The organism is Texas Phoenix palm phytoplasma (genome assembly GCF_005774685.2).
In the GTDB taxonomy this organism is placed as follows: Bacteria; Bacillota_I; Bacilli_A; order Acholeplasmatales; family Acholeplasmataceae; genus Phytoplasma.
Genome location: NZ_VBRA02000009.1, coordinates 89,040 through 115,540 on the forward strand (window position 1 = coordinate 89,040; position 26,501 = coordinate 115,540).

Annotated in this window: 23 protein-coding genes and 2 tRNA genes; 17 read left to right on the top strand and 8 right to left on the bottom strand. The window is 19.8% G+C overall.

Annotated elements, in window-relative coordinates:
- Position 1: 1 nt before the first annotated feature.
- The 9 genes from FEF22_RS01565 to FEF22_RS01605 all read left to right on the top strand — a co-directional run bounded on the left by FEF22_RS01565 (position 2) and on the right by FEF22_RS01605 (position 8,093).
- Positions 2 to 2,734 carry a PHP domain-containing protein gene (locus FEF22_RS01565; protein ID WP_138108032.1) on the top strand — a complete coding sequence of 911 codons (2,733 nt, stop codon included), beginning with the start codon at positions 2 to 4 and terminating at the stop codon, positions 2,732 to 2,734.
- Positions 2,735 to 2,767: 33 nt separating this feature from the next.
- Entirely contained in the window at positions 2,768 to 3,166 is a 399-nt protein-coding gene (locus tag FEF22_RS01570) for a hypothetical protein (RefSeq protein ID WP_138108033.1), read from the top strand.
- Between the two features lie 98 nt (positions 3,167 to 3,264).
- Positions 3,265 to 3,936, top strand: coding sequence for a hypothetical protein (locus tag FEF22_RS01575; RefSeq protein ID WP_210352278.1), 672 nt, complete (start codon positions 3,265 to 3,267; stop codon positions 3,934 to 3,936).
- Between the two features lie 83 nt (positions 3,937 to 4,019).
- Positions 4,020 to 4,937, top strand: coding sequence for a rhodanese-related sulfurtransferase (locus FEF22_RS01580; RefSeq protein WP_138108035.1), 918 nt, complete (start codon positions 4,020 to 4,022; stop codon positions 4,935 to 4,937).
- Between the two features lie 218 nt (positions 4,938 to 5,155).
- On the top strand, positions 5,156 to 5,473 hold the full coding sequence (gene rplU / locus FEF22_RS01585; protein ID WP_138108036.1) for a 50S ribosomal protein L21: 318 nt from the start codon (positions 5,156 to 5,158) through the stop codon (positions 5,471 to 5,473).
- A gap of 10 nt (positions 5,474 to 5,483) precedes the next feature.
- Complete coding sequence (locus FEF22_RS01590) at positions 5,484 to 5,801, top strand: ribosomal-processing cysteine protease Prp (RefSeq protein WP_138108037.1); 318 nt, start codon at positions 5,484 to 5,486, stop codon at positions 5,799 to 5,801.
- 20 nt (positions 5,802 to 5,821) lie between these two features.
- The gene (rpmA, locus tag FEF22_RS01595; protein WP_210352283.1) at positions 5,822 to 6,112 is read left to right on the top strand and encodes a 50S ribosomal protein L27; all 291 of its coding nucleotides are present in this window, start codon (positions 5,822 to 5,824) and stop codon (positions 6,110 to 6,112) included.
- 49 nt (positions 6,113 to 6,161) lie between these two features.
- On the top strand, positions 6,162 to 7,469 hold the full coding sequence (obgE, locus tag FEF22_RS01600; protein ID WP_138108039.1) for a GTPase ObgE: 1,308 nt from the start codon (positions 6,162 to 6,164) through the stop codon (positions 7,467 to 7,469).
- Positions 7,470 to 7,490: 21 nt separating this feature from the next.
- On the top strand, positions 7,491 to 8,093 hold the full coding sequence (locus FEF22_RS01605) for a hypothetical protein (RefSeq protein WP_138108040.1): 603 nt from the start codon (positions 7,491 to 7,493) through the stop codon (positions 8,091 to 8,093).
- Here the strand turns inward: FEF22_RS01605 and FEF22_RS01610 are convergent.
- The 5 genes from FEF22_RS01610 to FEF22_RS01630 all read right to left on the bottom strand — a co-directional run bounded on the left by FEF22_RS01610 (position 8,090) and on the right by FEF22_RS01630 (position 15,848).
- Positions 8,090 to 10,843, bottom strand: coding sequence for a cation-translocating P-type ATPase (locus FEF22_RS01610; protein ID WP_138108041.1), 2,754 nt, complete (start codon positions 10,841 to 10,843; stop codon positions 8,090 to 8,092). The genes FEF22_RS01605 and FEF22_RS01610 overlap by 4 nt on opposite strands.
- Before the next feature lie 113 nt (positions 10,844 to 10,956).
- Positions 10,957 to 12,282: a hemolysin family protein gene (locus FEF22_RS01615; RefSeq protein WP_308699405.1), complete on the bottom strand. Its 1,326-nt coding sequence runs from the start codon at positions 12,280 to 12,282 to the stop codon at positions 10,957 to 10,959.
- Between the two features lie 340 nt (positions 12,283 to 12,622).
- The gene (gene proS / locus FEF22_RS01620) at positions 12,623 to 14,050 is read right to left on the bottom strand and encodes a proline--tRNA ligase (protein ID WP_138108042.1); all 1,428 of its coding nucleotides are present in this window, start codon (positions 14,048 to 14,050) and stop codon (positions 12,623 to 12,625) included.
- Positions 14,051 to 14,123: 73 nt separating this feature from the next.
- Positions 14,124 to 15,281 carry a methionine adenosyltransferase gene (metK, locus tag FEF22_RS01625; RefSeq protein WP_138108043.1) on the bottom strand — a complete coding sequence of 386 codons (1,158 nt, stop codon included), beginning with the start codon at positions 15,279 to 15,281 and terminating at the stop codon, positions 14,124 to 14,126.
- Between the two features lie 159 nt (positions 15,282 to 15,440).
- On the bottom strand, positions 15,441 to 15,848 hold the full coding sequence (locus tag FEF22_RS01630) for a cold shock domain-containing protein (RefSeq protein WP_138108044.1): 408 nt from the start codon (positions 15,846 to 15,848) through the stop codon (positions 15,441 to 15,443).
- 472 nt (positions 15,849 to 16,320) lie between these two features.
- Between FEF22_RS01630 and FEF22_RS01635 the strand changes: the two genes are divergently transcribed.
- The 8 genes from FEF22_RS01635 (at position 16,321) to FEF22_RS01670 (ending at position 23,021) form a co-directional block, all read left to right on the top strand.
- Positions 16,321 to 16,395, top strand: a tRNA-Gly gene (locus FEF22_RS01635).
- A 290-nt stretch (positions 16,396 to 16,685) separates the two neighbouring features.
- Complete coding sequence (locus FEF22_RS01640) at positions 16,686 to 17,879, top strand: acetate kinase (protein ID WP_138108045.1); 1,194 nt, start codon at positions 16,686 to 16,688, stop codon at positions 17,877 to 17,879.
- A 97-nt stretch (positions 17,880 to 17,976) separates the two neighbouring features.
- Positions 17,977 to 18,063: transfer RNA gene (locus tag FEF22_RS01645), tRNA-Ser, on the top strand.
- Positions 18,064 to 18,275: 212 nt separating this feature from the next.
- Positions 18,276 to 19,142 (top strand): thymidylate synthase, encoded by an 867-nt coding sequence (locus tag FEF22_RS01650; protein ID WP_138108046.1) that lies wholly within the window; start codon positions 18,276 to 18,278, stop codon positions 19,140 to 19,142.
- Positions 19,139 to 19,639 (top strand): dihydrofolate reductase, encoded by a 501-nt coding sequence (locus FEF22_RS01655; RefSeq protein ID WP_138108047.1) that lies wholly within the window; start codon positions 19,139 to 19,141, stop codon positions 19,637 to 19,639. The genes FEF22_RS01650 and FEF22_RS01655 overlap by 4 nt, the downstream gene beginning before the upstream one ends.
- A gap of 52 nt (positions 19,640 to 19,691) precedes the next feature.
- Positions 19,692 to 20,492, top strand: coding sequence for a lysophospholipid acyltransferase family protein (locus tag FEF22_RS01660; RefSeq protein WP_138108048.1), 801 nt, complete (start codon positions 19,692 to 19,694; stop codon positions 20,490 to 20,492).
- A gap of 307 nt (positions 20,493 to 20,799) precedes the next feature.
- Positions 20,800 to 21,321 carry a DJ-1/PfpI family protein gene (locus FEF22_RS01665; protein WP_138108049.1) on the top strand — a complete coding sequence of 174 codons (522 nt, stop codon included), beginning with the start codon at positions 20,800 to 20,802 and terminating at the stop codon, positions 21,319 to 21,321.
- A 179-nt stretch (positions 21,322 to 21,500) separates the two neighbouring features.
- A complete protein-coding gene (locus FEF22_RS01670; RefSeq protein WP_138108050.1) occupies positions 21,501 to 23,021 on the top strand; it encodes a 2-hydroxycarboxylate transporter family protein in 1,521 nt (506 codons plus the stop codon).
- 149 nt (positions 23,022 to 23,170) lie between these two features.
- Here the strand turns inward: FEF22_RS01670 and glnS are convergent, their stop codons facing one another.
- The 3 genes from glnS to tsaB are packed head-to-tail and all read right to left on the bottom strand — an operon-like array spanning position 23,171 to position 26,480.
- Positions 23,171 to 24,793 carry a glutamine--tRNA ligase gene (gene glnS / locus FEF22_RS01675; RefSeq protein ID WP_138108051.1) on the bottom strand — a complete coding sequence of 541 codons (1,623 nt, stop codon included), beginning with the start codon at positions 24,791 to 24,793 and terminating at the stop codon, positions 23,171 to 23,173.
- Positions 24,794 to 24,848: 55 nt separating this feature from the next.
- Positions 24,849 to 25,844 (bottom strand): tRNA (adenosine(37)-N6)-threonylcarbamoyltransferase complex transferase subunit TsaD, encoded by a 996-nt coding sequence (gene tsaD, locus FEF22_RS01680; RefSeq protein ID WP_138108052.1) that lies wholly within the window; start codon positions 25,842 to 25,844, stop codon positions 24,849 to 24,851.
- 60 nt (positions 25,845 to 25,904) lie between these two features.
- On the bottom strand, positions 25,905 to 26,480 hold the full coding sequence (gene tsaB, locus FEF22_RS01685) for a tRNA (adenosine(37)-N6)-threonylcarbamoyltransferase complex dimerization subunit type 1 TsaB (protein ID WP_138108053.1): 576 nt from the start codon (positions 26,478 to 26,480) through the stop codon (positions 25,905 to 25,907).
- Positions 26,481 to 26,501: the final 21 nt, after the last annotated feature.

Below are 26,501 nucleotides of genomic sequence, written 5' to 3' on the forward strand. Positions count from 1 at the left end.
AATGACAGGTGTTTTTTATCTTCAAAGTTATTATAGTATTTTAAACAGTATGAATTCTTTAGAATCTCTAGTAAAAAAAGCAAAAGACAATTTATATGATTTTGTAGCTTTAAGTGATAATGAAAATTTATATGGAATGATTAACTTTTTAGAATTATGTAATAAATATAAAATAAAACCTATATTAGGTATAAAAATTAAAATTAATTTAAGTGAAATTTTATCCCAAGACAAAAATATTGGTATTTTAATTTATGCAATGAATGATATCGGACTTAATAATTTAATTCAAATTTCTAATATCATTAGAACTTCAAATAATAAAATAATTGATTTAAAAACATTAAAATCTTTTCAAGAAGGTCTTTTTTTTGTTTTATCTAATATAGATTTTGTTTTATCTAATATATTAGATTTTAAATTTATAAACAAAATTTTTTATAAATTGCAAAAAGAACTTAATAATTTTTTTTTCGGATTATCATTACAATCTAGATGGTTAAAATTTTTATCAAATAATTATTTTTTACCATTAATTAAAGAATTAAATATTCAAATTGTTCCTACACATAAAACTAATTTTTTAGAAAAAGATGAAGAATTGTGTTATGAATTATTGATTCATTTATCAAACGATTATGATAATTTATCAAAAAATAATTTTTTAGAAGATGAAGAATTAAAACAAATATCAAACCCAACTAATTTAGAAAATTGGTGTTATCAATTTTTGAATAAAAAACAAATTGAAGAATATTATAATGAATATTTTAGTAATCAAGAGTATTGTTATTTATTTTTAGATTTAAAAAAATTTTTAAATTCTGTTAAATATTTAAAAATTTTTCCTTCTAAGTTTTTTTTACCTAAATTTAGAAATTATAATAAAAAAAAAGCTATTCAAAAATTAAAAGAAATTTCTTATGATTTTTTATTAGAAAAAAGAAAAAATAATAATTTTGATTTTGAATTATATAAAGATAGAATAGACAAAGAATTAAAAATTATTGAAGAAATAGAATATCAAGATTATTTTTTGATAGTTTATGATTTAGTTTCTTATTCTAAGAAAAATAGTGTTTTAATAGGTCCTGGAAGAGGTTCTTCTTCTAGTTCTTTAGTATGTTTTTGTTTAGGAATTACTGAAATAGATCCTTTAGAACATAATTTATTATTTGAACGTTTTTTAAATAATCAAAGAAAAAAAATGCCAGATATTGATTTAGATTTTCCTGATAATAAAATAAAATTTATTTTGAATTATATTTTAAAAAAATATGGCGAAAACTTTATAGCTAATATAGTTACTTTTAATACTTTTACTATCAAATCTTTTGTTAGGAATTTGAATTATTTTAAAGGAAAAATAAATTTAAATTTTTTAAAAAAAATTAAAAATAATATAAATAAAATTAGTAATCGATTTGTAGGAATTCCTCATTTTACAGGAACTCATCCTGCAGGAATTGTTATTAGTGATAAGAATTTATTCGAATATTGCCCTATTCAGAAAAACCCTATAATAAATTCTTCTTTTTTGTATCAAACGCAATTCGATGTAAAACAATTATCTAAAATAGGTTTGTTAAAAATTGATTTATTAACTTTAAAAAGTTTGAATTTAATTGATAAAATTTTAAATAAAATTAATAATAATAAACAAAATGTTTTTTGGAATCAAATTTCTTTATTTGATGAAGAAACTTATAAAATTTTAAAAAATAGCGACACTGATTATATTTTTCAGTTAGAGTCTTTTAGTGCAAAGAAGGTTTTACAAAAAATTAAACCTCAGAATTTTAAAGAATTAATAGCCGTTTTAGCTTTAAATAGGCCAGGACCTATTAATTATTTAAATGAATATTGTTTTAATAAAGAATTAAAAAAACAAAAATTTATTCATTCTTCTATTGATTTTATTTTAGAAGAAACTTATGGTATCATTTTATATCAAGAGCAAATTATGCAAATAGCTATTTTTTTTGCTGGTTATAGTTTAGGTGAATCAGAAATTTTTATGAAAAAAATAAGCGATTATGATAATTTAAATTTAGTTAAAAAATCATTAAAAAAAGAATTTATTCGTAAAAGTATGTTAAATAATCATAGTTATGAATTATCTTATAAAATTTATGATTTTATATGTAAATTTTCTAATTATACTTTCAATAAAAGTCATAGTTCATCTTATTCTTTAATTAGCTATAGAATGGCTTATTTAAAGTCTAATTATTTTAATATTTTTATTATAGTTATATTGAATGATTATATAAAAGATATTCAAGAGACCAAAAAGATATTAATTCAATTAAAATATAAACGCAAATTCATTTTACTTCCTAATATTTTAGAAAGCGAACATGAATACAAATTTTATGAAGGAAAAATCTTATTACCTTTGACTTTGATTAAAAATTTAAGTGAAGAAATTTGTTCTTTAATAGTTCAAGAAAGAAAAAAGAAAAAATTTCAAAATTTTTATGATTTTAAATTTAGATGTAAAAAATTTTTAGATAATGAATTATTAAGGAATTTAATATTTTCAGGCTCTTTAGATGTATTTGGTCTGAACAAAAAGACTTTAATTGAAGATTCTGATTTATCTTTTCTAGAACATGAAGAAAATTTATCTATTTACAAAAAAAATATTATTTATGAAGAATATGATTTGAAATATTTAAAACAAGAAAGTTTTAAAGTTTTTGGGTTGGATTTGTTTAATATTATTGACTGAAATTTTTTTTTATAAAACTTAAGGAGTTAAATTATGTTGGTTTTTTTTAATAAATTTTATTTTAAAAAAAGATATTTTTATTTTTTTATTTTTTTAATTAATGTTTTAATCTTATATTTTATTTTAAATTCTTTTATCGAAAGACAAATTTTTTCAGGAATTAATAAGATTGATTTTACTAATGTTTTTAATAAAGAAAAAATTGTTAATTTTCAAATAAATGATATTAGTGGCAAAGAAGAAACAATTGCCGGAATCAAGTCTATGTTATTAGGAGTTCTTTTTTTTATTAATTTTTTTGGTTTAAAACAAGGTTTAATAGGTATTAGTTTAGGAACTTTTATAGGTTCTTGTTTAGGTATTTGGATATCCATGTTGTTTCCTTCTTTTATTTATTTGTTTGAATTAATTTTTCGTTATATTTTTTTTTAAATATTTATAATTTTTTGTTTTAATTGAATGTGTAAATATAAAATAATTTTAAAAAAATTAATAAAGTGATAAAAATAGAAATGTTATTAAAAAAAAATATGTTTAAAATAAAAAAAGTTATTTTACAAAAAATTATAATTATTTCTTTTTTTGTTTCTTTGGCTATTATATCTGATTTATTTTCAAGTTTTTTTTTACCATTTCTAACTATTCCTTTTGGAGGTAAATTATTTAAAATTTCTTATATTATTCTTTATTTATCTGGCTTGTTTTTTAATTTCTCTGTTGGTTTTTTTGTATGTTTTTTTTATTCTATTTTTCATTTAATTAAAGCTTTTATTAGGATTTTATTAATTACTAGTAGTATAGTAAGATTATCTATTTTTGAATTTATTTTATCTTGTTTTTTAGATTATTTGATTCCTGATTTAATAATTAGTTTATCTAGTTTTTGTTGTTCTAATGAAAAAAATGATAATCAAAGTATTAATAAAAATATTTTATTTATTACTGCTATAATTAATATATTAAGGTTTTTATGTTTTTTTATATCTGGATATTATATTTATGCTTTTAAAATAGATTTAACTAATATTAGTAATTTTTGGAGTTTTTTGAAAATTTTTCCTCCTCAAGAATATTTATTTACTTATTGTTTTATTTATAATTTAATACCTTGTTTAGTAAGTTATATAATTGTTTGTTTTTTTATAATTTATTGCATTCCACAATTCAAAAATATATTTGATAAATATGTTACTTCTTATTAAAAGTTAAAAGTAAAAATTATTTTAATTTTTTTATATTTTTTTTTAACTAATTTAAAATTATTTTAAGAATAGGTATTTTTTTTATGTTTAAAAATGAAACTTACTTAATTATTTTATATTATAAATATTTTTTTATTGATGAACCAGAGAAATTTAAAAATGAACAATTTGATTATTGCAATAAATTAGGCCTTTTAGGAAGAATAATTGTTTCTAAAGAAGGAATAAACGGTACTTTATCTGGTTCTGAAAAAAATATTAATAAATATATAAAATATATGAAAAAAAGTGATTTTGGTTATGATATTGATTTTAAGAAAGATTTTTTTCATAAACATGTTTTTTCAAAACTTTCTGTTAAAGTAAGAGATGAGATAGTATCTTTAAAATTACAGGAGGATATTTTTCCTTATAAAGATAAACAATATTATTTAAAGCCAAAAGAATTTTTTAATATTTTAAATCAAAATGATGTTTTTGTTTTAGATGTTAGAAATAATTATGAATATAATTTAGGACATTTTCGTAACGCTATAAATCCTGATATTGAAAATTTTCGTTTTTTACCTAATTGGATAGAAGAAAATTTACATTTAATGAAAAATAAAAAAGTTTTAACTTATTGTACTGGAGGAGTTCGTTGTGAAAAAATTTCTTGTTTTTTGAAAAAAAAAGGTATTGATGAAGTTTATCAATTAGAAGGAGGAATTATAAAATATAGCCAAGATAAAGAATTAAAAGGTGAATTATTTGATGGTAAAATGTATGTTTTCGATGAAAGAATATCCACTGAAGTTAATAAACAAAAACATATAATAATAGGTAAAGATTTTTTCGATCAAACTCCTTGTGAAAGATATATTAATTGCGCTAATCCTAAATGTAATAAGCAAATTTTATGTAGTGAAGAAAATGAAGATTATTTTTTAGGCAGTTGTTCAAAAGAATGTCGTAAAGATGAAAACAATATTTATAAAACTAGAAAAAAAAGAAATATATAGTTTAAATAAAAAAAATTATTTTGACTTTTTTTAAAAAAAAAGCTAGAATAAAGATAGTTGTTTTATAAAATTATTCATATAAATCATATAAATATTATAAAAAAATATTATTTATATTAGTTTATTCTAATTTTTATATTATTTTATTTTAAATTAATTTAAATATAAATAAATAAAATAATATAATATACTAATAATAGAAATTCGGGGAAAATAAGATGTTCGCTATTGTTCAAAATGGAACAAAACAATTTAAAGTATTTTGTAATCAAGAACTTTTTGTAGATAGATTACCTATAAATATAGAAGAAGAATATATTTTTGAAAATATTTTATCTATAGAAGATGAAGAAAATAAAAAAACTATTATAGGAAAACCTTTTGTTGCTGGAGCAAGAGTAGAATGTAAAGTTGTTAAACACGGAAAAGCTTCTAAAATTATTGTTTTTAAATATAAAAAAAAGAAAAAATATCGTTTAAAAAAAGGACATAGGCAACTTTATACTAAACTTTTAGTTACTAGAATTATTTTTTAATATTGATAATATGATTAAATTTTTTTTTACTAAAAAAGATTATATAGAAATAATAAATATTAAAGGTCATTCTTTTTATGAAAATAAAGGCAAAGATATTGTTTGTGCTTCTGTTTCTACTTCTATAATTGTTACTTTAAATGCTATAGAAATATTAGATTTAAAAAAAAATGTTTTTTTTAAATTAAAAGAAGGAAATTTTTATTTAAAAGTTTTAAAATTTGATTTTATTGTTGATAAGTTATTGCTTAATTTAGAATATTCTTTAATGGAATTAAGCAAAAATTATCCTAAGAATTTAAAAAAAACCCAAATTAAAAACTTTTAATTTAATAAAAGAAAGGAATTATAATGTTAAAATTAAATATTCAATTATTTGCTTCTAAAAAAGGAGTTAGTGCTACTAGAAATGGAAGAGATTCTCATTCTAAAAGATTAGGATTTAAATTATCTGACGGACAATATGCATCTGCAGGTTCTATTATTTTTCGTCAAAGAGGTACAAAAATATTTCCTGGAAAAAACGTAGGAATAGGTAAAGATTATACATTATTTGCTTTAATTAATGGAATTGTAAAATATGAAAACAAGAGAATTAATAGAACAAAAGTTTCGGTTTATTTAAGTGATAAAAAATAAATTTATTATTTTTATAAAAATTCTAATAAAAGAAGAGTCTTTTAAATAAATGAATTTTATAGATGAAACTATTAATTTGGTTAAAGCGGGTAATGGAGGTAATGGTATAGTTTCTTTTCGAAGAGAAAAATATGTTCCTTATGGAGGACCTTCTGGTGGAAATGGCGGCAAAGGAGGTTCTGTTATTTTTATTGGTGATTCAGGCATCAATACTTTATTTAAATTACAATATCAAAAAAAAATAATAGCATCCAATGGTATTTGTGGTAAAAATAAAAATAAAAATGGTTCAAATGCTGCTGATTTATTTATTAAAGTCCCTTTAGGAACTGTTGTATATCGTTATAAAGCAAAAGAAAAAAAAAAAGAAATTATTGGAGAAATTTTAAATCATAAACAGCAATTACTTATCGCTTCTGGCGGAAAAGGCGGACGTGGTAATTATTCTTTGGCTAATTCTAAAAATAAAACTCCTTTTTACGCGGAAAAAGGAGATTTAGGAGAAAGTTTTTATATTAAAACTGAATTAAAAATATTAGCTGATGTTGGATTAATAGGAAAACCTAATGTTGGCAAATCTTCTTTAATTTCTTCAATTTCAAATGCTAATTCTAAAATAAGCGATTATGCTTTTACTACTTTAAAACCATTTTTAGGAGTTGTAAAATTAAATGATAGTTTACAAATTACTGTAGCTGATATTCCTGGTTTAATTAAAAATTCTTATTTAGGCAAAGGAATGGGTATTAGTTTTTTAAAACATATTGAAAGATGTAAAGTTTTAGTGCATATTTGTAGTGCTGAAGAAGATAATATTTATAAAAGTTATTGTCAAATAAATGAAGAATTAAAAAATTATAATGCCGAAATTATAAAAAAAAAAATAATTATTGTTGTAAATAAAATAGATATAAAAAATTCTAAAGAAAAGTTATTTTTATTTAAAGAAAAACTAAAAGAAAATAAAATAGAATTGAAAATTATACCTATTTCTGTTTTGAAAAAAATAAATTTAAATTCTTTAAAAAATGAAATGTTTTTTTGTTTAAAAAATCACAATAATAATTTATTAAAAAATAATGAAATTGATAAAGAAAAACAAGAGTACAAAATTTTTTCTTTAACGAAAAAAGAAAAAGAATTTCATATTTTTAAAGATAAACAAGGAAATTTTGTTGTAGAAGGAGAAAAGATTAATAAATTATTTCATCGTACGGATTTAAATAATCATGAATCATTGCAGAAATTTTCTTATATTTTAAAAAAAATGGGAGTTGAAGAAGCTTTAAAAAATCAAGGAATGACGCACAAAGATAAAGTTAAAATTTGTGATTATTTTTTTTACTTGGTTAAATAAACAAAACGAAAATTTTTATATATGTTACAAAATAATACTAAATATTCTCTTTTAAAACAGATAATATTAACATCTTTATTTTCTTCCTTTTCTATAGTATTAAAATTATTTGTTAATAAGTTTTTTGCTTCTTTTTTTTTCTTTTTATTTTTAAGAAAAATTTTTTTATTAGATTTTATAAGTTTTTTGCCTTTGGTTATAATTCCTTTATATGTTGAGAAAAAATATATTTCTTTTTTTGGTGTTTTTTTTTCTGAAGCAATTAGTTTTTTTTTAAGGCAATCAAAGTTTTTTTATAATCCTTTTTTGAGTTTTTTATATGCAATTTGTTGGGGTTTTTTACCTAGTTTATTTTTACAAAAAAAAAATTATTCTTTTTTAAAAACATATTTTATTTTTTATTTTCTTTTTGTTTTTTATTTTTTTACTTATTTTTTATTAAGTCTTATTTGGATAGATTTTTCTTTTTTTAATAAAAAAAACGGTATTTTATTTTTTTGTCAATTTAGTAGCGAAAGAATAAAATTTTTTATTTATATTAAATTTTTGTCTATATTTTTTATATCTTTTTTATTTACATATTTATTTTTAAAAATAAAAAAAAAATTAATTAACTTATATTAATTAATTTTTTTTTTATTTATATACTTGTATAATTCTATTATTATTAATGGTAAAATAGAAAAAATGGTAATAATTATGATATCTATTGAAGATAAATAATTTAATTTAAAGTTTTTTCTAAAAAAAGGAATTAAGAAAATAATTATTTGCATCAAAATACTAATTAAAAAACAATTTATTAAATAAAAATTACATTTAATTTTAAAAACAGATTTATTGCTTCTTATATTGAAAGAATGAAATAACTGAGAAATCGATAAAACCATAAATGCAAAAATTTGTCCATATTGATTATTATTTTTGTGAATTTTATAACCTATAAAACTAGCTATGAAAGTTAATAAACCTATCATCATTCCTTCTGAAAAAATTTTTAAAATTAATTTTTTATTTAATATAGGATTATTTATATTACGTGGTTTTTTTGACATTAAATTTTTTTCTTTTTTTTCCATTCCTAAAGCTATAGCTACTAAAGAATCTGTTACCAGATTAATCCATAATAATTGTAATGCGCTCAAGATAACAAAATTATTGTTAAAAAAAATATGACCTAAAAAAGTAGTTAATAATATAACTATTATTTCTCCTACATTGCAACTTAATAAAAATATAATACTTTTTTGAATATTATTAAAAATATTTCTACCTTCTTGAATAGCTGTTACAATAGTGCTAAAGTTATCGTCTGTTAAAATTATATCTGAAGCTTGTTTAGTGGCTTCAGTTCCAGTTATTCCCATTGCGATACCTACATTTGCTGCTTTAATGCTAGGAGCATCATTTACTCCATCTCCAACCATTGCTACTATATTGCCTAATTTTTGCCAAGTTTTAATAATTCTTAATTTATGTTTAGGATTTGTTCTAGCATAAACTTTAATATTTTTTATTTTATTTAAAAATTCTTTTTCTTCTAAAAGATCTAATTTTTCTCCTGTTATAGATAAATCTTTTTCTGAGTTTAAAATATTTAGTTGCATAGCAATATTATTTGCAGTTATTAAATGATCTCCTGTAATCATTATAGGTGTTATAAAAGCTTGTTTTAATTTTTTTATAGCTTGTAAGCTGTTTTTTTTAATAGGATCTTCTATACAAACTGTTCCTAAAAAAATAATTTCATTTTTTAATTTTTTTAAAATTTTTTCTATATCGTTATATTCTGAAAATATAAATTCATAATTTATTGGAATATAAGCAATTCCTAATAATTTATAACCTTCTTGAGCCATAAAATTAAAATCTTTTAATATGTATTCATAATTATTATTTTTTTTAATAATAATTTTTTCTTTTTTTTGTATTTTGTTTGAAAGTTTTAAAATAATTTCAGCAGCTCCTTTTAACAAAATATATTTTTTTTGGTTTTTTTTATTTTTAATTATAGTTAACATTAATTTTTTTTCATTATTAAAAGGAAATTCTTTAATTTTTTCATATTTTTTAAATATTTTATTAATGTTTATATTGAATAAATATAATAAATCTATAAAAGATTGATCTACTGGATCTGAAGCAATTTTTTTAATATTTATAATATTATTTTCGTTTTGAATAATATAATTGTTATTACATAATGCTCCAAAATGTATTAAATTTATTATATTTTCATTTAATAAATGGTTTTTTAATTTTTCTATAATAATATTTTCTTTAAAAAAATATATTTTTTTAATAGTCATTTTATTTTTAGTTAAAGTTCCTGTTTTATCTGTACAAATAATGCTTATAGAACCAAGAGTTTCTAAAGATTTTAAATTTTTAACTATTGCTTTTTTTTTTATAATTTTTTTTATTCCTAAAGCTAAAATAATATTTACTATTGCTAATAATCCTTCTGGTATTACAGCTATTGCTAGTGCTATAGATGATAATAAAAATTTTTTAACAATTAAAAAATTAATATTTTTATTTAAAAAATAATATTTAAATATATTTGATACAAAATCAACACTGATTAATATTATTATAAAAAAACTTAATTTTTTAGCTATTTTATCAATATTACGATCTAAAGGATTTTTTTCCTTTTTTGAATTTAAAATAAGTTTTGTTATTTTTCCTATTTGAGTATTCATTCCTGTTTGGAATACTACTCCTTTACCATAACCATGCAAAATAATTGTATTCATAAAAACAATATGTTTTTTATTTACAATATCATTTGACTCAGATGTTCTAAAAAAAAGATGATTTTTAATTACAGGTATTGATTCTCCTGTTAATATAGATTCATTTACTGTTAATTGATTTGATTCTATTAATCTTATATCTGCAAGAATTAAATCTCCTCTTTTTAAAAAAACAATATCTCCTATTAATAAATTTTCTTTTAAAATATATTTTATTTCGTTATTTCTTAAAACTTTCGCATAAGATTTTGTTTTTTGTTTTATTAAATTTAAAGAATTTTCTTTCTTTTTTTCATAAAAAAATCCTAAAAAAGCATTGATAAATATTATACTTAAAATTAAAATACTTTCGAATAATTCTTCTTTTTGCGAATTAATTATTCCTATGCAAAAAGTTATTATTGAAGATATTAATAATATATATACAAAAAAATTGTTTAATTGTTGTAATATTTGGTTTAAAAAATTTTTTTTTTTATTATTAATTAATTTATTAAATCCGTATTTTAAAAATTTTTTTTTTATTTGTTCTTCTGTTAAGCCTGTTTTAAAATTTGTTTCTAATTTTTTTTCTAATAATTTCATTTTTTTTTCAAAAGAAGATAATAAATTCATAAATGTTTTATTCTTTCTAAGAAGCATGATCACGCTATAATGTTTTTTTGAATAAAATATAAAAAAAATTAAAAATATAAAAAAAAAAAAATAAAAAAATTTAAAAAAATATTTTAATTTTTTATTATGCTAGGTAAATTTGGTAATTGAGTTATTTTAACTTTAGTTATTACTAAACCGTCATAAGTCAATCCTTTGAATTGCCAATTATTATATATTATTTCTATTTTTTCGTCGTTTTCTGGCATTTTTTTTAATTGTCCGAGTAAAAAACCACTTAATGTTTCATAATCATTTGTTGGTAAATTTATTTTTAAATTATCTTCAACTTCTGTTAAATGAGTTGTTCCTTTGATAATATATTCTTTATTAGAAATTTTTATAATTTGAACATTTTTTTTGTCATATTCATCTCTTATATCACCTAAAATTTCTTCAATTACATCTTCAATTGTAACTATCCCAGATGTTCCACCATATTCATCTACAACAATAGCTATGTGGTTTTGTTTTAATTTCATTTCTTTAAATAATTCGTTAATGTTTTGAAATTCCATAACAAAATGAGCTTTTCTTAAAAATTTTTTTATATTAAAATTTTTATCTTCGGCGGAAGAAAATTCTTTTGTTGTGTTTTTTTTATTTTCCCCTAATAATCCTTTAAAAAGATCTTTAACATGAACAATACCAATTATTTTGTCTATGTTTTTTTCATATACTGGAAATCTTGTGTATTTTTCTCGAGAAATAAAGGAAATTAATTCTTCTTTAGTGATATTAGAGTTAATAGCTACAATTTCTTTTCTATGGCGCATAATATCTGAAACTATTGTTCTATTAAAATCAAAAATATTCTGTATCATATTGTTTTCGTTAATATCAATAATTCCTGTTCTGTAAGAAGAATTTAATAAATATCTTAATTCATCTTCTCCTACTGAAGACTCTTTTTTGTTAGGATCTATACTTAATAAATATAAAATCATATTACTAATTGAATTTAAAAACCAAACTAAAGGTTTTGTGATGAAACAAACAACATTAAATAAATTTAATAATAAATTAGCTGTTCCTAATGGAAAAGTTAAAGCTATTCTTTTTGGAATTATTTCTCCTAAAATTATTGATAAAATTATTACAATTGCTTCAATTAAATATTTATCCCATGTAGAATAGTTATTGTTTTTAACAAACAAATAAGAATTTAAAATAGAACCTTGGAAAAAAGTTAAAATATGAATCATTACTTGAATAACAGTTAAAAATTTAGTTGGTTTTTCTTTTATTTTTTTTATTTTTAAAGCTTTTGGATTGTTTTTTTTTGTTTCTAAATTTATTTTATTTTCGCTTAACGAAACTAAAGAAATTTCTATAGAAGCAAAAAAAGCATTAAATAAAATTAAAAATATAATTATTAATATAACGACGGCGGGACTCACTAGAATTTATAACCTCTTATCTTTTTTATAAAATATAAGGTTATAATATTATTATTTTTACAATAATCGCTTATATTATCATTCTTCATATATTAATTTTTTTAATACCTTCCTTTTTAGTTTTTTAAGTTTATATTATAATATAATTATTTTTGTTTTTGAATATAAAATACATATTATCTACATACATTTTATCACATAATGAAAAAAAAACAAAATTATAATTTTTTATAAAATTGTCTTTTTTAGATTTTTTATTTTTTTGATAATTATGATTTTTATCAATAATAAAATAAATTTTTTTTATTCATTAATTAATAAAAAATTATTTTAAGTTAATTTAATATGCTCTAGCGAATAAAATAGTTTGATTAGCTTTTTTTTTTGTTACAGGACATATTTGAGTTATTAATTTTTCTTTCAATATTACTCTTGCAGTGGCTCCTGTTTCTTTTTTTATAATTTTTTCTGCTTCATTTTTAAATACACTCATTTTTACATAACCTGAATAATTTTTGATGTAATTTTTAAATTCTTCATAGTTTGTAGCTTTTTTAGTGTTTTGTTTTAAATGTAATAAAGCTTTTTCAAACATTTCTTTGTTTATTTTTTTTAATAAATTAGGAATAATAACTAATAAACTTTTTTCTAAAATAATTTTTTTTTCAAAATTATGTCTAGTAAAAATTGTAATTTCATTATTTATTAAATCGTTTTGTCCTATTTCTATTCTTATAGGGACTCCTTTTAATTCGTAGTGGCTAAATTTCCAACCAATATTTTTGTTTTGTTCATCTAAAAAAGTTCTATATTTTTTACTTAGTTTTTCGTATAATTTTTTAGATTTTTCTATTATTTCAGGATTTTTTAATTTTAAAGGGATAATAACTATTTGTATAGGAGCAAGAAAAGGAGGTAAAACTAATCCTTCGTCATCTCCATGAATCATTATTACAGCTCCGATTAATCTACTTGAAACACCCCATGAAGTTTGCTCTACAAACTTATTTTCTCCTTTAATATTTTGGAATTTTATTTGAAAAGCTTTTGAAAAATTTTGCCCTAAATAATGAGAAGTACCTGCTTGTAAAGCTTGTTTATCATACATTAAAGCTTCAATTGAAAAAGTTATTTCCGCTCCTTTAAATTTTTCTGATTCTGTTTTTTCTCCTGAAACAAATGGAATTGCAAGTAGTTTTTTTCCTAATTTTTTGTATAAATTTAATATATCAATACTTTCTTTTAAAGCTTCTTCTTTATTTTCATGAGCTGTATGTCCTTCTTGCCATAAAAATTCTTTACTTCTTAAAAATGGTTTGTTTGATTTTTCCCAACGTACTACGCTACACCATTGATTAAACAATTTAGGAAGTTCCCTGTAAGAATTTATTTTTTTTGAATAATAACGAGAAAATAATACTTCAGAAGTTGGTCTAATAATTAATTTTTCTGGTAATTTTTTTTCTCCTATTTTATCAATAATTATCATTTCAGGAGAAAAACCTTTAATATGTTCTTGTTCTTTTTTAAAAATATTTTCTGATAATAATAAAGGAAAATAAACATTTTGATGATTGCTTTTTTTTAAATTTTCGTTTAAAAATTTTTGAATTAATTCCCATATTGCATATCCATAAGGTAAATAAATAAAAAAACCTTTAACATCTGAATAATCAATTAGTTCTGATTTTAAACAAACATCAGAATACCATTGACTAAAATCTTTTTCTCTAGAAATTACTTCTTTAACTAATTTTTTATTTTTCATTTATTTAAAATACCTTTTTATATTTTTTTAATTAATTTATATTAAAATTTTTTTATATAAAAATTTTAAATTTTTAATTATTTTTTTTTAATAATTTTTGAAAAATTAATTTTTGATCTATTTTTTCCCAAGAGAATAAATTATCTTCTCTACCAAAATGACCTTCTCTAGCAGTTATTTGAAAAATTGGTTTTGTTAAGTTTAATTTTTTTTTGATTCCTTCTGGGCTTAAGTCAAAATTTTTTTCAATTATTTTTTTTATTAAACTTTCTGAAACTTTATTAGTTTGGAAAGTGTTGATAAATAAACCTACAGGTTTTTCTATTCCTATGCAATATGATATTTGAATTTCACATTTATTACAAATTCCTGATGCTACAATATTTTTGGCTAAATATCTTGCCATATAAGCAGCAGAACGGTCGACTTTACTAGGATCTTTTCCGCTAAAACAACCTCCCCCATGTCTAATTTCACTTCCATAAGCATCTTGTATAATTTTTCTACCTGTTAAACCTGTATCTGCGTTAGGTCCTCCATTAGTAAAATTACCTGAAGGGTTAATGTAAAATTTAGTTTTTTCATTAATTAAAGATTTATTTATTACTTTTTTTATAATTTTATCCATAATTTCATTTTTTAATTTTTTAATTTGAATATTTTTTTCATGTTGAATAGAAATTATAATAGAATCTATCGATAATATTTTTTTATTATTGTTATCATAATTAAAAGTTATTTGAACTTTACCATCTGGTCTTAAAAAAGGTAAAATTTTTTTTTCTCTTAATTCTGTAATTTTAAGTGATAAATTTCTAGTTAAATAAAAACTTAGTGGTAAAAAAACTGGAGTTTCGTTTGTCGCATAACCAAAAATTACTCCTTGATCTCCTGCTGCTTTATTACGAACTACTTTATTAATTTCTTCAGATTGTTCATGTATTAAATTAATAATTTTTAAATCATCAAAAGAAAAATTTTCTTCTTTTCTATCATAACCTATTGTTTTTACTGTTTTTCTAATTATAGAATTAATTTTTTCTTGATTTATATCAAAATTAGTTTTTATTTCTCCTAAAACCATAACTGTTTTTTTAGTTACTAATGTTTCAATAGCTATTTTTGCTTCAGGATCTTTTTTTAAAAAATAATCTAATAAAGCATCCGAAATTTGATCTGCTATTTTATCTGGATGTCCTTTTGTTACTGATTCGGTGCTAAATTTTTGCAAAATAAAATCCCCCTGTGTATTTTATTTTATTTTTTTATAAAATTTTCAAAATATAAAATTTTATAAATTTATTGAATTTAATAAAAAAAGACTTTTTAAAAGTCTTTCTTTATTAAATTAATTAGAATTTAAATTAAATAAATATTTTTTAATTATTTATTAGTTTTTTTCTTCTTCTACTACTACAACATCCACAGCTTGTGGTCTGCCTTTAATTTCTCTAATTACAAATTCAACAGTTTCGCCTTTTTGTAATTGTTTAAAATTGCTGTCATGTTTATCATTGTTATTCGGCGAATTATATTCGTTTTTACTTCCTACAATTATAGATTTGTGATAACAAAAAATATCGTTTTGATCCCAAGTAGTCCATTCTTTTACTTGTTGGCAATTATCTTCGTTGTTAACTGGTTCTGTGATGTCAATTTCGATATCTATATCTATTCTGATAGGTTTTATATTTGTTATAAAACCAAAACCCATGTCAGATCTAAACCATTTTACACATCCAATAAATTTTTGTGGTTTTTTATGATGTTTATGTTTTTTATGTTCTTTATGTTCCATTAGATAAAAAATACTCCTACATTTTATAAAATTTAATTTAGTTTTTATAACCTTCTTAATTATATAATATTTATTTTAAAAATAAACATTTTTTGATGCTTTTTTTTTAAAATATAAAAAAATATATTTTTTTTAAAAAAAAAATAGATTCATAATATAAATTATGATAAACTAATTAGTGTTTACAGCTTTATATTTTGATATTTAAATTAAATTTTTTTTTATTAAAATAAAATAAACTGAATTAAAATATAAAATAAATAAAATAATTTGAATTTGAATAATTTTCAAAAATTTTATTAATTATAAAAAATTAACATAGAAAAATTAATTTTTAAATATTATAATTTAAAAATTTAAATATTGAAAATTATATGTGATTATAATAAACAATAAATCAATAAATATCAAAATATATATTTAATATTTAATTGTATTATTTATTTTTTATAATTATAAAATTTAAACTTTTGCGGATGTCGTATAGTGGTTATTACATGTGCTTGCCAAGCATAAAACGGGGGTTCGATTCCCCTCTTCCGCTCCATATTATATTGTTTTTTATATTTTTTTATATTTATAAAATTTTTTTGTATTTTAGTTTTAATTTTTCTTTTAAAATTTAAACTAATAATTTTATTTTAATTTATATTAATAAATAATGTTAAAATATTTTATTTTTTTTATTAAAAAAAATAAATTATAAAGTTTTTTTTATATTAATTAAATTCATTATAATAATATAATTTTATAATTTATTTTTTAAATTTTATTTTTTTTATTAAATTTTAAAATTAAAGTTTCTTATTAGGATAAGAAGGAGTAAATAAAATCTTTATGAAAATAATGTCTGTTAATGCTGGGAGTTCTTCTTTAAAATTTCAATTATTAAAAATTCCATCTGATAAAGTATTGTGCAAAGGTTCAATAGAAAAAATTGGTTCTAAAGATGCTATTTTTAATCTTTATTTAGAAAAAAATAAAAAAAAAGAGAAAATTTTATTTATTAATGATCATCAACAAGCTATTAAGATAATATTGGATAGTTTAATTGAAAATAAATTTATAAATAAATTAGAAGAAATAGAAGGCATAGGTCATAGGATTGTTCAAGGTGGAGAGATATTTAAAGAATCTGTTATATTGACTGATGAAAATATTTTAAAAATTGAAAAAATAAGTAATTTAGCTCCTCTTCATAATCCTTCTAATGTTTTAAGTATAAAATTATTTAAAAAAATTTTACCTAAAGTTTTTCAAGTAGGAGTTTTTGATACTACTTTTCATTCTACTATTCCAGAAGAAAATTTTTTATATGCTATTCCTTATGAGTTTTATAAAAAATATAAAATAAGAAAATATGGTTTTCATGGACTTTCTTATAATTATATTTGCCAAAGAATAGAGAAAATTTTAAATAGTAAAAAATTTAAAATTATTGTTTGTCATATAGGTAACGGCGTTTCTGTTACTGCTATTAAAGATGGAAAATCTATTGATACTTCTATGGGTTTTACACCTTTAGAAGGGGTTCCTATGGGAACTAGAAGTGGTAATATTGATCCTACTATTATTTCTTTTCTTTCTGAAAAAGAGAATAAAAATGTTGATGAAATTATAGATATTTTAAATAAAGAATCGGGTTTGTTAGGGGTTTCTGGAATTTCTAATGATGCAAGAGATTTAGAGAAAATGATCTCTCAAAATAATAAACAAGCTCTTTTAGCTTTTAAAATACAAGCAAAAAGAATAGTAGACTATATTTCTAGTTATTATGTTTTATTAAAAGGTGTTGATTTTATTATTTTTACAGCTGGAATAGGAGAAAATTCTTCTTTTGTTAGGAGTCAAATTGTTGAACGTTTAGAAATTTTAGGAATTAATTTGGATTCTGATTTGAATATTTCTAAAGAAAAAGGAGAAAGAATAATTTCTTCTAAAGAATCTTCTGTAAAAATTATGATTATACCTACAAATGAAGAAATTACTATTGCTAAAGAAGTGTTTAGATTAAGAAATAATAATATTTGATTAATTTTTATTATTTTTTCTTTTTCTTATTATTTTTTTATGTTTTATATTTATATTTTTTTAATAAATATAAAAAAGAATATAATATATATTTTTTGGAGAAATACTCAAGTGGTTTAAGAGGCACGCTTGGAAAGCGTGTAGATCGATAGATGCGAGGGTTCGAATCCCTCTTTCTCCGCCACAAAAAATTTTATAAAAATAAAAAAATATTAAAAATTTTTTAATTTTTTATATTTATAAAATTTTTTTATAATTTTTTGTTAAAAAATAAATAAATTATTTTGTTGAATTAATTATTATTTTTATATTATTTTTAATTTTTGTTTATTTTTATGTTTCTTTTTATTTGAATAAAATAATAAAATAAATAATGTATAAAAGGTTTTCGTAAATATGAAGCAATATTTGGATTTATGTTCTTTAATACTAAATAAAGGAATTGATTCTGATAATCGTACTCAAGTTAGAACAAAAAGAATATTTGGGCATCAAATGAAATTTAATTTGCAAAAAGGTTTTCCTTTATTAACTACTAAAAAAATGTATTTAAAAGGAATTATTCATGAATTGATTTGGTTTATTAAAGGAGACACTAATATTCGTTATTTAGTAAAAAATAATGTTAATATTTGGAACGAATGGCCTTATAAAAAGTATTGTCAATCTTCTGATTTTAAAAATGAAAATATAAAAGAATTTATTACAAAGATTAAAGAAGATAAGGAATTTGCTTTAAAATTTGGTGATTTAGGTCCTATTTATGGTAAACAATGGCGTGATTTTTCAGGAGTAGATCAACTATCTAAAATTATTGAGGAAATAAAAATTAATCCTACTTCAAGACGGTTAATTATTTCTTCTTGGAATGTTCCTTTAATAGAAAAAATGATGTTACCTCCTTGTCATGTTTTAATGCAATTTTTTGTTCAAGATGATAATATATCTTTGCAAATATACCAAAGAAGTGGAGATGTTTTTTTAGGAATACCATTTAATATTGCTTCTTATTCTTTATTGTTAATGATGGTAGCTCAAGTTACTAACTTAAAAGCTCATGAATTTTGTCATACAATAGGAGATGCGCATATTTATTTTAATCATTTAAATCAAGTAAAAATGCAATTAAAAAGAAAACCTTTGTCTTTGCCTTTTATTTTTTTAAATCCTTTTGTAAAAAAAATAGATGATTTTAAATTTGAAGATTTTACATTAAAAAATTATATTTCTTTTGGACCAATAAAAGGAGATATTTCTGTATGATTAGTTTAATTGCTGCTTTAGATGGTAATTTTCTTATAGGCAATAAAAACAGATTACCTTGGCATTATAAAGAGGATCTTAATTTTTTTAAACAAAAAACTTTTAATAAAGATGTTTTAATGGGCTTTAAAACTTATGAATCTTTAAAACAATATTATAAAAAAAAATCTTTCCCTTTTAAAAATGTTTATATTGCTAGTTTAAAAAGAAATAAAAAAAATAAATTATCTGATGGAATTATTATTAATGATTTAAAAAAATTTGTACAAAATTATTTTGATAAAGGAAAAAATATTATAATTATAGGTGGTAGTCAAATTTATAAATTTATTTTACCATATACAAATATAATGTATTTGACACATGTTTTAAGAAGGCATGATGGTGATTCTTTTTTTCCAAATTTTAATTATAATGATTTCTTTATTAAAGAAAAAAAAGTTGTAGATTCTTTAATTTTTGTAACTTATATTAGTATTAAAAATAAAATATTATAGTATAAAAATATAAATTAAGTAAATTTTAAAATAAATGAGGAAATGATAAAAAATGTTTAGTTGTATTTTTTATGTATCTTTTATATTTTTTTTTCTTTGGCCAATAGTTTCATTAGATAATTTGATTATTCAAATATTTTTATTATTTATTCGTTTTTTTTTAAGTATATTTTTTTCTTGGTTAATAGTATTTTTGGTCTTTTTTATTTGTATGTTTATTGTTAAAAGGTTAAGAGTTAATCATCCTTTTAAAAAAATTGTTATAAAAAGTATTTCTAAATTAATTATAAGATTTTTTAGGATTGAAATTAAAGTTCATAATATTCATTTATTTCCTAAAGACAATAAATTAATTATTTATTCAAATCATAAAAGTCATTTAGATTCTTTTATTATTGCTTCTATTGTTCCTTCAGTAATTGCTTTTTCTCCTAAAGATGAACTTTACAAAGGTTTTTTAGGATTTTTTTTGAGTTTTTGTTTTGAAGCTACTGGTTGTATGAAAATTGTTCGTAATAATATTAAAGAAACTATAAAAAATATTATTAAATCTTCTGAAAATGTTAAAAAAGGTTTGTCAATGGTTATTTTTCACGAAGGAGGAATTAAAAATAAAAAAAATGATTTTATCGAAGAATCATTAGACGGTGCTTTTCGTATAACCACATTGAGCAAAGCTGTTATTGTTCCTATTAGTTTAAAAGGCGTTTCTTTTATAAGAGGAAAATGTTGGTTTCGAAAGAAAAAAGTAGAATTATTTATTCATTCTCCTATTTATTTTGAACAATATAAAAAAGAAAGTACAAAAGATATAAATAAAAAAGTTACTAGTATTATTAATTCTGTTTTATGAAAATTTAAAATTATTGAAAAAAAGAAAAAAATAATGTTAAAATAATTTTGAAGAATTATATTTATATTACAAAATTAAAATTACCCTAATTAGAAAATAAAATTTAATTAAATTTTTAATTAAAATAATAAATTATAATAAGAAGATGGTTTGTTATTAAAAAATATAAATTTTTTGAATTTTATTATTATAATGAAACTCTAAAAAAAAAAATAAGAAAGGAAAATTCATTTTAATATTATATTTTTTAAAAAAATTTTTAATTAATATACTATTTTTTTGGATATAAGTATTAAATATTTTTTTTATGAAAAAAGGATTATTAATTTTATATAATTTTTTTGAAGATTGCGAAGCTTTAGTAACAAGAGCTTTATTAAAAAAAGAAAATTTTGAAGTTATAAGTGCTACTGTAAATGAATCATTAAATGTTTTTTCTGCTCAAAAACTTCAAGTTAAGGCTGATATTCATATAGATAAAGTAAAATTAAATGAATATGATTTTTTGATTTTACCTGGAGGTCCTTATGTGCAAATGTTGTTTGAAAAAAATGATGATTCTCTTGAAAAAATTTTCCACATAATTAAATATTTTGCTAAAAATGAAAAAATTATAGGAGCTATTTGCGCTGCGCCTTCTTTTTTGGGTAAATTAGATTTACTTAAAAAACATAAATTTACTTGTTATCCTGGTTATCAAAAATACATTTTTGATGGTTTTTATTATCCGGAAAAAAGTTCTGTTACTAGTGGTAATTTTGTTACTGCTCGTGATCCTAAAACAGTTTTTGATTTTACTTTTCATTTATTGAAAAAACTACAAAATTAATTTTTTTTAATAATTTTTAATTTATTAATTTTTATTATTTATTTTTTTTCAATAAATTAATTATTTTTTTATTTTTAGTTATTTTAAATTTTAGAAAAATTTTTTTTTTCAATTTATAATTATTAATCATAAAAATAAAATGTTAAATTTTTCTTGAAAGGAAATTTTATTAACACAATATGAAAACAAAAAATTCAAAAATTCCTTGTTCTACTGATAATTGTAATAAAAGACAAAAACCAATAATTACAAATTCTCTAAGCAAAAATAAAAGTAATATTTTAGGATTTCCATTTTTAATAATTTTGTTATTTTGTTTTTTAGGAATGTTGCATATTTTTTTGTCATATAATTTCGAAAAAAATATTTTTAATAATAATTTTTGGCATAATTCTATTTCTATGTTATTTTTTATAATGATTTTGTCTTCTATTTTTAAATTTATAGCTGACAGAACACCTATTATTAAAGATATAGGGGGAAGTTCTATTTTATATTTATTAGTTCCTGCGTTTTTATTGAGCTATAAATTTTTTCCAGAAAGTTCTTCAATTACTCAATTTCAACAAGCTTTTAAAGCTAAAGCTTCTTATTTAAATAGTTCATCTGGTATTGGTTTTTCTGAATTTTTTGTTTCTGCTTTAATATCAGGCAGTCTTTTAAATATTAAAAAACATACGTTAAACGAAGCTTTTAAAAGATTTTTACCTTTAGTTATAATTTCTCTAATTATTTCTGGTCTTTCTGTAGGAATAATGGGATATTTTTTCAAACCTATTGGTGGAATAAATGGAGTTAATGGAAGTAATTATAATTTTTTTGTAAATTCTATTTTTTATATTTTTGTGCCTATCGCTAGTGGCGGTTTGACATGTGGAATTATTCCTTTGACTATGATTTTTTCACAAGGTAATACTATTTTTGAAGAAAAATTCAAATCTCATATTATACCTGCTTTATTAATTAGTGGTATTTTTAGTGTTATTTTATCTGGTTTAATTAAAAAATTTTTAGGAAAAACTCGTTTTGATAGTCCAGATGGTAATTTAGAGAAAAAGTCAATTAATAAAAAAAATAATAATAAATCTAATTCTAATGATTGCAAAGGATTAGATGAAAAGTTTACTCATTCTGAATTAGCTACTGGGTTTATTTCTATTTTTGTTTTATATGTCTCTAGTAGCATCGCAAGAAACCTTTTAATAAGATGTTTACCTTTAAATATGGAAAATTATATACCTCCTACTATTATTTTTTTAGTATTATTGGTTTTATTATTTAAATTTTTTGATATAATGCCTTCTTACTATGTTAATTGCACTAATCAAGCTTCTACATTTATAACAAAAACATTTACTCCTACTGTTTTAATGTTAGTTGGTTGCGGAATAGATATTAATAAAATTATAAATTCTTTTTATAATATTCCTTTTTTAGTTATATGTATGTTATGTGTTATTATTACTGCATTATCTGCTGCTATTATAGGAAATAAATTTGGTTATTATCCTGTTCAATCTGCTATTTCTGCTGGTCTTTGTGCTAATAGTATTGGAGGAGCTGGAAACATTGCTATTTTAGAAGCTTCTAAATCTTTTGTTTTAATGCCTTATGCACAAATTGCTACAAGATTAGGCGGAGATATAATAGTTATTTTATCTAGTATTTTCTTTCCTTTATTTTACAATATACAAATTTAATTTTATAAAATATTATAAATTTTTGATATTATTTTTTATACAAAATTTTTATACAAAAAATAAAAAGAAACAATTTATTTGGCTTTTTAAAATTAATAAAGCAAACTAAATTAGTTTCTTTTTTTTATAAAATTTATTTTTGTTATAATTTAATATAATTTTTTTAAAGGTACAATTTCATTAAAATTAGGAATTTTAGACTTTTGATTTGTTAAATGAAAAAAACCTTTTCTAATGAATTGAAATTTTTCATTTTTAATATTTAAACTTAATCCTTTTTCTATTAAAACTTCTTTTTTTTGCCAAGAATTATTGTTAAATTCTTTAGTAAAATCTTTAGGATTAGCATTATTAAATATAGGTTGAAAAAAGTTAAAAATTGCTTTTTGAGTATTTTTTTGACTTAAAAAATGAATAGTTCCGTTTGGTTTTCTTTCGTTAAAACCACTACCGCTTTTTGTTTTAATATCATATGTAGCTAATAATTTTTCAATTTCTCCTTTTTTATCATATATAACATCAACCACTTTTATAAAGTAAAAATATAATAATCTCACTTCTTCATTTATGCGTAATTTTTTAGATTTTTCATCTTTTTTGATTAATTCAAAATCATTTTTTTCAATATAAATATGTTTGGAGAATAATATTTCTCTTTTTTCATTAGGATTACAATTTTCATTATATTCTATGTTTCTTGTTTCTGTTTGATTTTCAGGATAATTAATTATAGTAACTTTTAAAGGATTTATTATTGAAATTGTTTTTTTAGTTGTTTTTTGTAGAATTTTTCTAATTTCAGAATTTAACATTTCAATATCTACAAAACTATTGTTTTTGGATAATCCAGTGTTTAAAATAAATTTTTTAATAGCTTCAGGAGGTAAACCTTTGTTTTTCATACCTATTAAAGTTGGCATTCTAGGATCATCCCATCCTTCAACTAATTTATTTTCTACTAAAAAATTCAAACTTCTTTTACTTAGACAAGTATTTGTTATATTTAAACGTCCGAATTCTATTTGTTTAGGAATATGTTTCATTTCTGTTTCTTTTAAAAACCATTCATATAAAGGTCTATGATCTTCAAATTCTAAAGAACATAAAGAATGTGAAATTTTTTCAATAGAATCTGCTAAAGGATGAGAAAAATCATAAGAAGGAAAAATAAAATGATGTTGTTTTTTAAGAGTATAATTATCTAAAATACGATATATTACAGGATCTCTTAAATTAATATTTGGATTAGACATATCTATTTTTGCTCTTAAAACTTTTTCTTTTTTTTTAAAAAAGCCTGTTTTCATTTTATAAAATAAATCTAGATTTTCTTTTATGCTTCTTTCTCTAAAAGGAGAGTTTATTCCCGGTTTATTTAAAGTTCCTCTATATTCTTTTATTTCTTTTTCTGTTAAATCATCTACAAAAGCTTTATTTTTTTTAATTAAAATAACTGCTTTTTGAAAAATTTCTTCGAAATAATCTGAAGTGAAAAAAATTTTATTAGGTTTATAATTTAACCATTTTATATCTTTTTCAATAGCTTCTATAAAAATTTTTTTTTCTTTATATGGATTTGTATCATCATATCTTAAATAAGTAATGCCATTAAAATATTTTGCTAATTCAAAATTTATTATAATAGCCCTTGCATGACCTAAATGTAGAAATCCATTAGGCTCTGGCGGAAAACGAGTTATTATCTTATTATATTTTTTTTTTTTTATATCTTTTGCTATTATTGTTTTTATAAAATTTGATTCTTTGAGCATTTAATTTTGAATACCTCCATATTTTATGAGCATTATTTATTATTTTTTTATAATTTCAAAAGAATGAAATATAATTTTCTTTTAGATTATATTTTTTTTCAATTTTATTAATGAATTTGTATTGATAAAAAGCAGCAATTCCGATCATAGCTGCTTGATCGGTGCAGTATAATTTAGACGGAATTATTATTTCTAAATTTTTAAAATTATTTTTTATTTTTTTTTGTAAAAATTTATTAGAAGCTACTCCGCCTACGATAATCAATTGTTTAATAGAAAATTTTTCAATAGCTCTTTTTATTTTTTCTATTAAAACGTCACTAATACTTTCTTGAAAAGAAGCACAAATGTTATTAATATTTTTTGAAATAAAATTTTTTGGTTTTTGAGAAATAAAATTAATAATTTGGCTTTTTAATCCAGAAAAACTAAAATTTAAGTTTTTATTTTTTAAATAAGGTCTTGTAAAATTGAAAATATCTTGTCCTTTATCAGCTTTTTTTTCTATTATTGGTCCGCCTGGATAATTTAAGTTTAAATGTCTAGCTATTTTATCATAAACTTCACCTACAGCATCATCTAAAGTTGAACCTACAGTTTTTAATTCAAAATGATTAGACATAAATATTAATTCTGTATGACCTCCTGAAATCAAAAGAACTAAAGAAGGAAATTTTAAATCGTATTCTATTTGAGCTGAATAAATGTGTCCTATTAAATGATTAACACCTATAAGTGGTTTATTATAAATGTAAGCTAATGTATTTGCCGTATTTATACCTACAAACAAAGAACTTATTAATCCTGGACCTTGAGTTGCTGCTATTAAATCTATGTCTTTAATTTTTAGTTTAGATTTAGTAAGAGCTTTTTTCAAAATTAAAGTAATATTTTCTGAATGTTTTCTTGAAGCTATTTCTGGGACAACTCCCCCAAATTTTTTGTGATATTTAATTTGAGAAAAAATAATATTAGATAAAATTTTTTTTCCATTTTGAGTAATAGCTATACTTGTTTCATCGCAACTTGTTTCAATTGATAGTATGTTCATTTTTTTAACGCCTTTTTAATTCATCTTTTTTAAATTTTTCCATTTTAATATTTTTTGAATTTAATTATTATAGTATTGAGGAATTAAAAAATGTGGTTTATTTACTTTTTGCATATACAAAATAATATTTTTTATTGATATATTAAAATTATTTTTATCTAATGTAAAATGGTTAGAGTAATTTTCTAAAAAACTTTCTTTATAAATATTTTCATATAATAAAAATTTATTATTTTTTAAACTTAAACTATAAAAAAAACCATTTTTCGCATAAATTTTTGGAGTAATTAAATTATTAAATTCTTTAAAACCGCTAGATAAAAGTAATAAACTACTTATTTTATATAATTTAATATTTAATTCTAAAGCTAAAATTTTTGATGTAACAACAGCTAAACGTGTTCCTATATAAGAACCTGGACCTACTCCTACAATAATATTGCATAAATTTTGTAAATTGATATTATTTTGGATTAATGTTTGGTGAATAATTGGAATTATGTTTGAAACAAAATTATTTTTATTTAAATATTTATTGATGCAAATTATTTTTTTTGTTTTGAATAGTATAATTAATTGCATATCAACAGAAATATCTATAATAATATTATATTTTTTTTTATTTTGAATATTCATTATTTGTAAAATCCTTTGTAA

Coding starts and splice junctions, on each gene's coding strand:
- FEF22_RS01670 (WP_138108050.1), top strand. CDS start 21,501: ATGAAAACAAAAAATTCAAAAATTCCTTGTTCTACTGATAATTGTAAT.
- proS (WP_138108042.1), bottom strand. CDS start 14,050: ATGAAAAATAAAAAATTAGTTAAAGAAGTAATTTCTAGAGAAAAAGAT.
- FEF22_RS01640 (WP_138108045.1), top strand. CDS start 16,686: ATGAAAATAATGTCTGTTAATGCTGGGAGTTCTTCTTTAAAATTTCAA.
- FEF22_RS01610 (WP_138108041.1), bottom strand. CDS start 10,843: ATGAATTTATTATCTTCTTTTGAAAAAAAAATGAAATTATTAGAAAAA.
- FEF22_RS01630 (WP_138108044.1), bottom strand. CDS start 15,848: ATGGAACATAAAGAACATAAAAAACATAAACATCATAAAAAACCACAA.
- tsaB (WP_138108053.1), bottom strand. CDS start 26,480: ATGAATATTCAAAATAAAAAAAAATATAATATTATTATAGATATTTCT.
- FEF22_RS01605 (WP_138108040.1), top strand. CDS start 7,491: ATGTTACAAAATAATACTAAATATTCTCTTTTAAAACAGATAATATTA.
- FEF22_RS01655 (WP_138108047.1), top strand. CDS start 19,139: ATGATTAGTTTAATTGCTGCTTTAGATGGTAATTTTCTTATAGGCAAT.
- FEF22_RS01650 (WP_138108046.1), top strand. CDS start 18,276: ATGAAGCAATATTTGGATTTATGTTCTTTAATACTAAATAAAGGAATT.
- FEF22_RS01590 (WP_138108037.1), top strand. CDS start 5,484: ATGATTAAATTTTTTTTTACTAAAAAAGATTATATAGAAATAATAAAT.
- tsaD (WP_138108052.1), bottom strand. CDS start 25,844: ATGAACATACTATCAATTGAAACAAGTTGCGATGAAACAAGTATAGCT.
- rplU (WP_138108036.1), top strand. CDS start 5,156: ATGTTCGCTATTGTTCAAAATGGAACAAAACAATTTAAAGTATTTTGT.
- obgE (WP_138108039.1), top strand. CDS start 6,162: ATGAATTTTATAGATGAAACTATTAATTTGGTTAAAGCGGGTAATGGA.
- FEF22_RS01580 (WP_138108035.1), top strand. CDS start 4,020: ATGTTTAAAAATGAAACTTACTTAATTATTTTATATTATAAATATTTT.
- FEF22_RS01665 (WP_138108049.1), top strand. CDS start 20,800: ATGAAAAAAGGATTATTAATTTTATATAATTTTTTTGAAGATTGCGAA.
- FEF22_RS01575 (WP_210352278.1), top strand. CDS start 3,265: ATGTTTAAAATAAAAAAAGTTATTTTACAAAAAATTATAATTATTTCT.
- FEF22_RS01570 (WP_138108033.1), top strand. CDS start 2,768: ATGTTGGTTTTTTTTAATAAATTTTATTTTAAAAAAAGATATTTTTAT.
- FEF22_RS01660 (WP_138108048.1), top strand. CDS start 19,692: ATGTTTAGTTGTATTTTTTATGTATCTTTTATATTTTTTTTTCTTTGG.
- FEF22_RS01565 (WP_138108032.1), top strand. CDS start 2: ATGACAGGTGTTTTTTATCTTCAAAGTTATTATAGTATTTTAAACAGT.
- glnS (WP_138108051.1), bottom strand. CDS start 24,793: ATGCTCAAAGAATCAAATTTTATAAAAACAATAATAGCAAAAGATATA.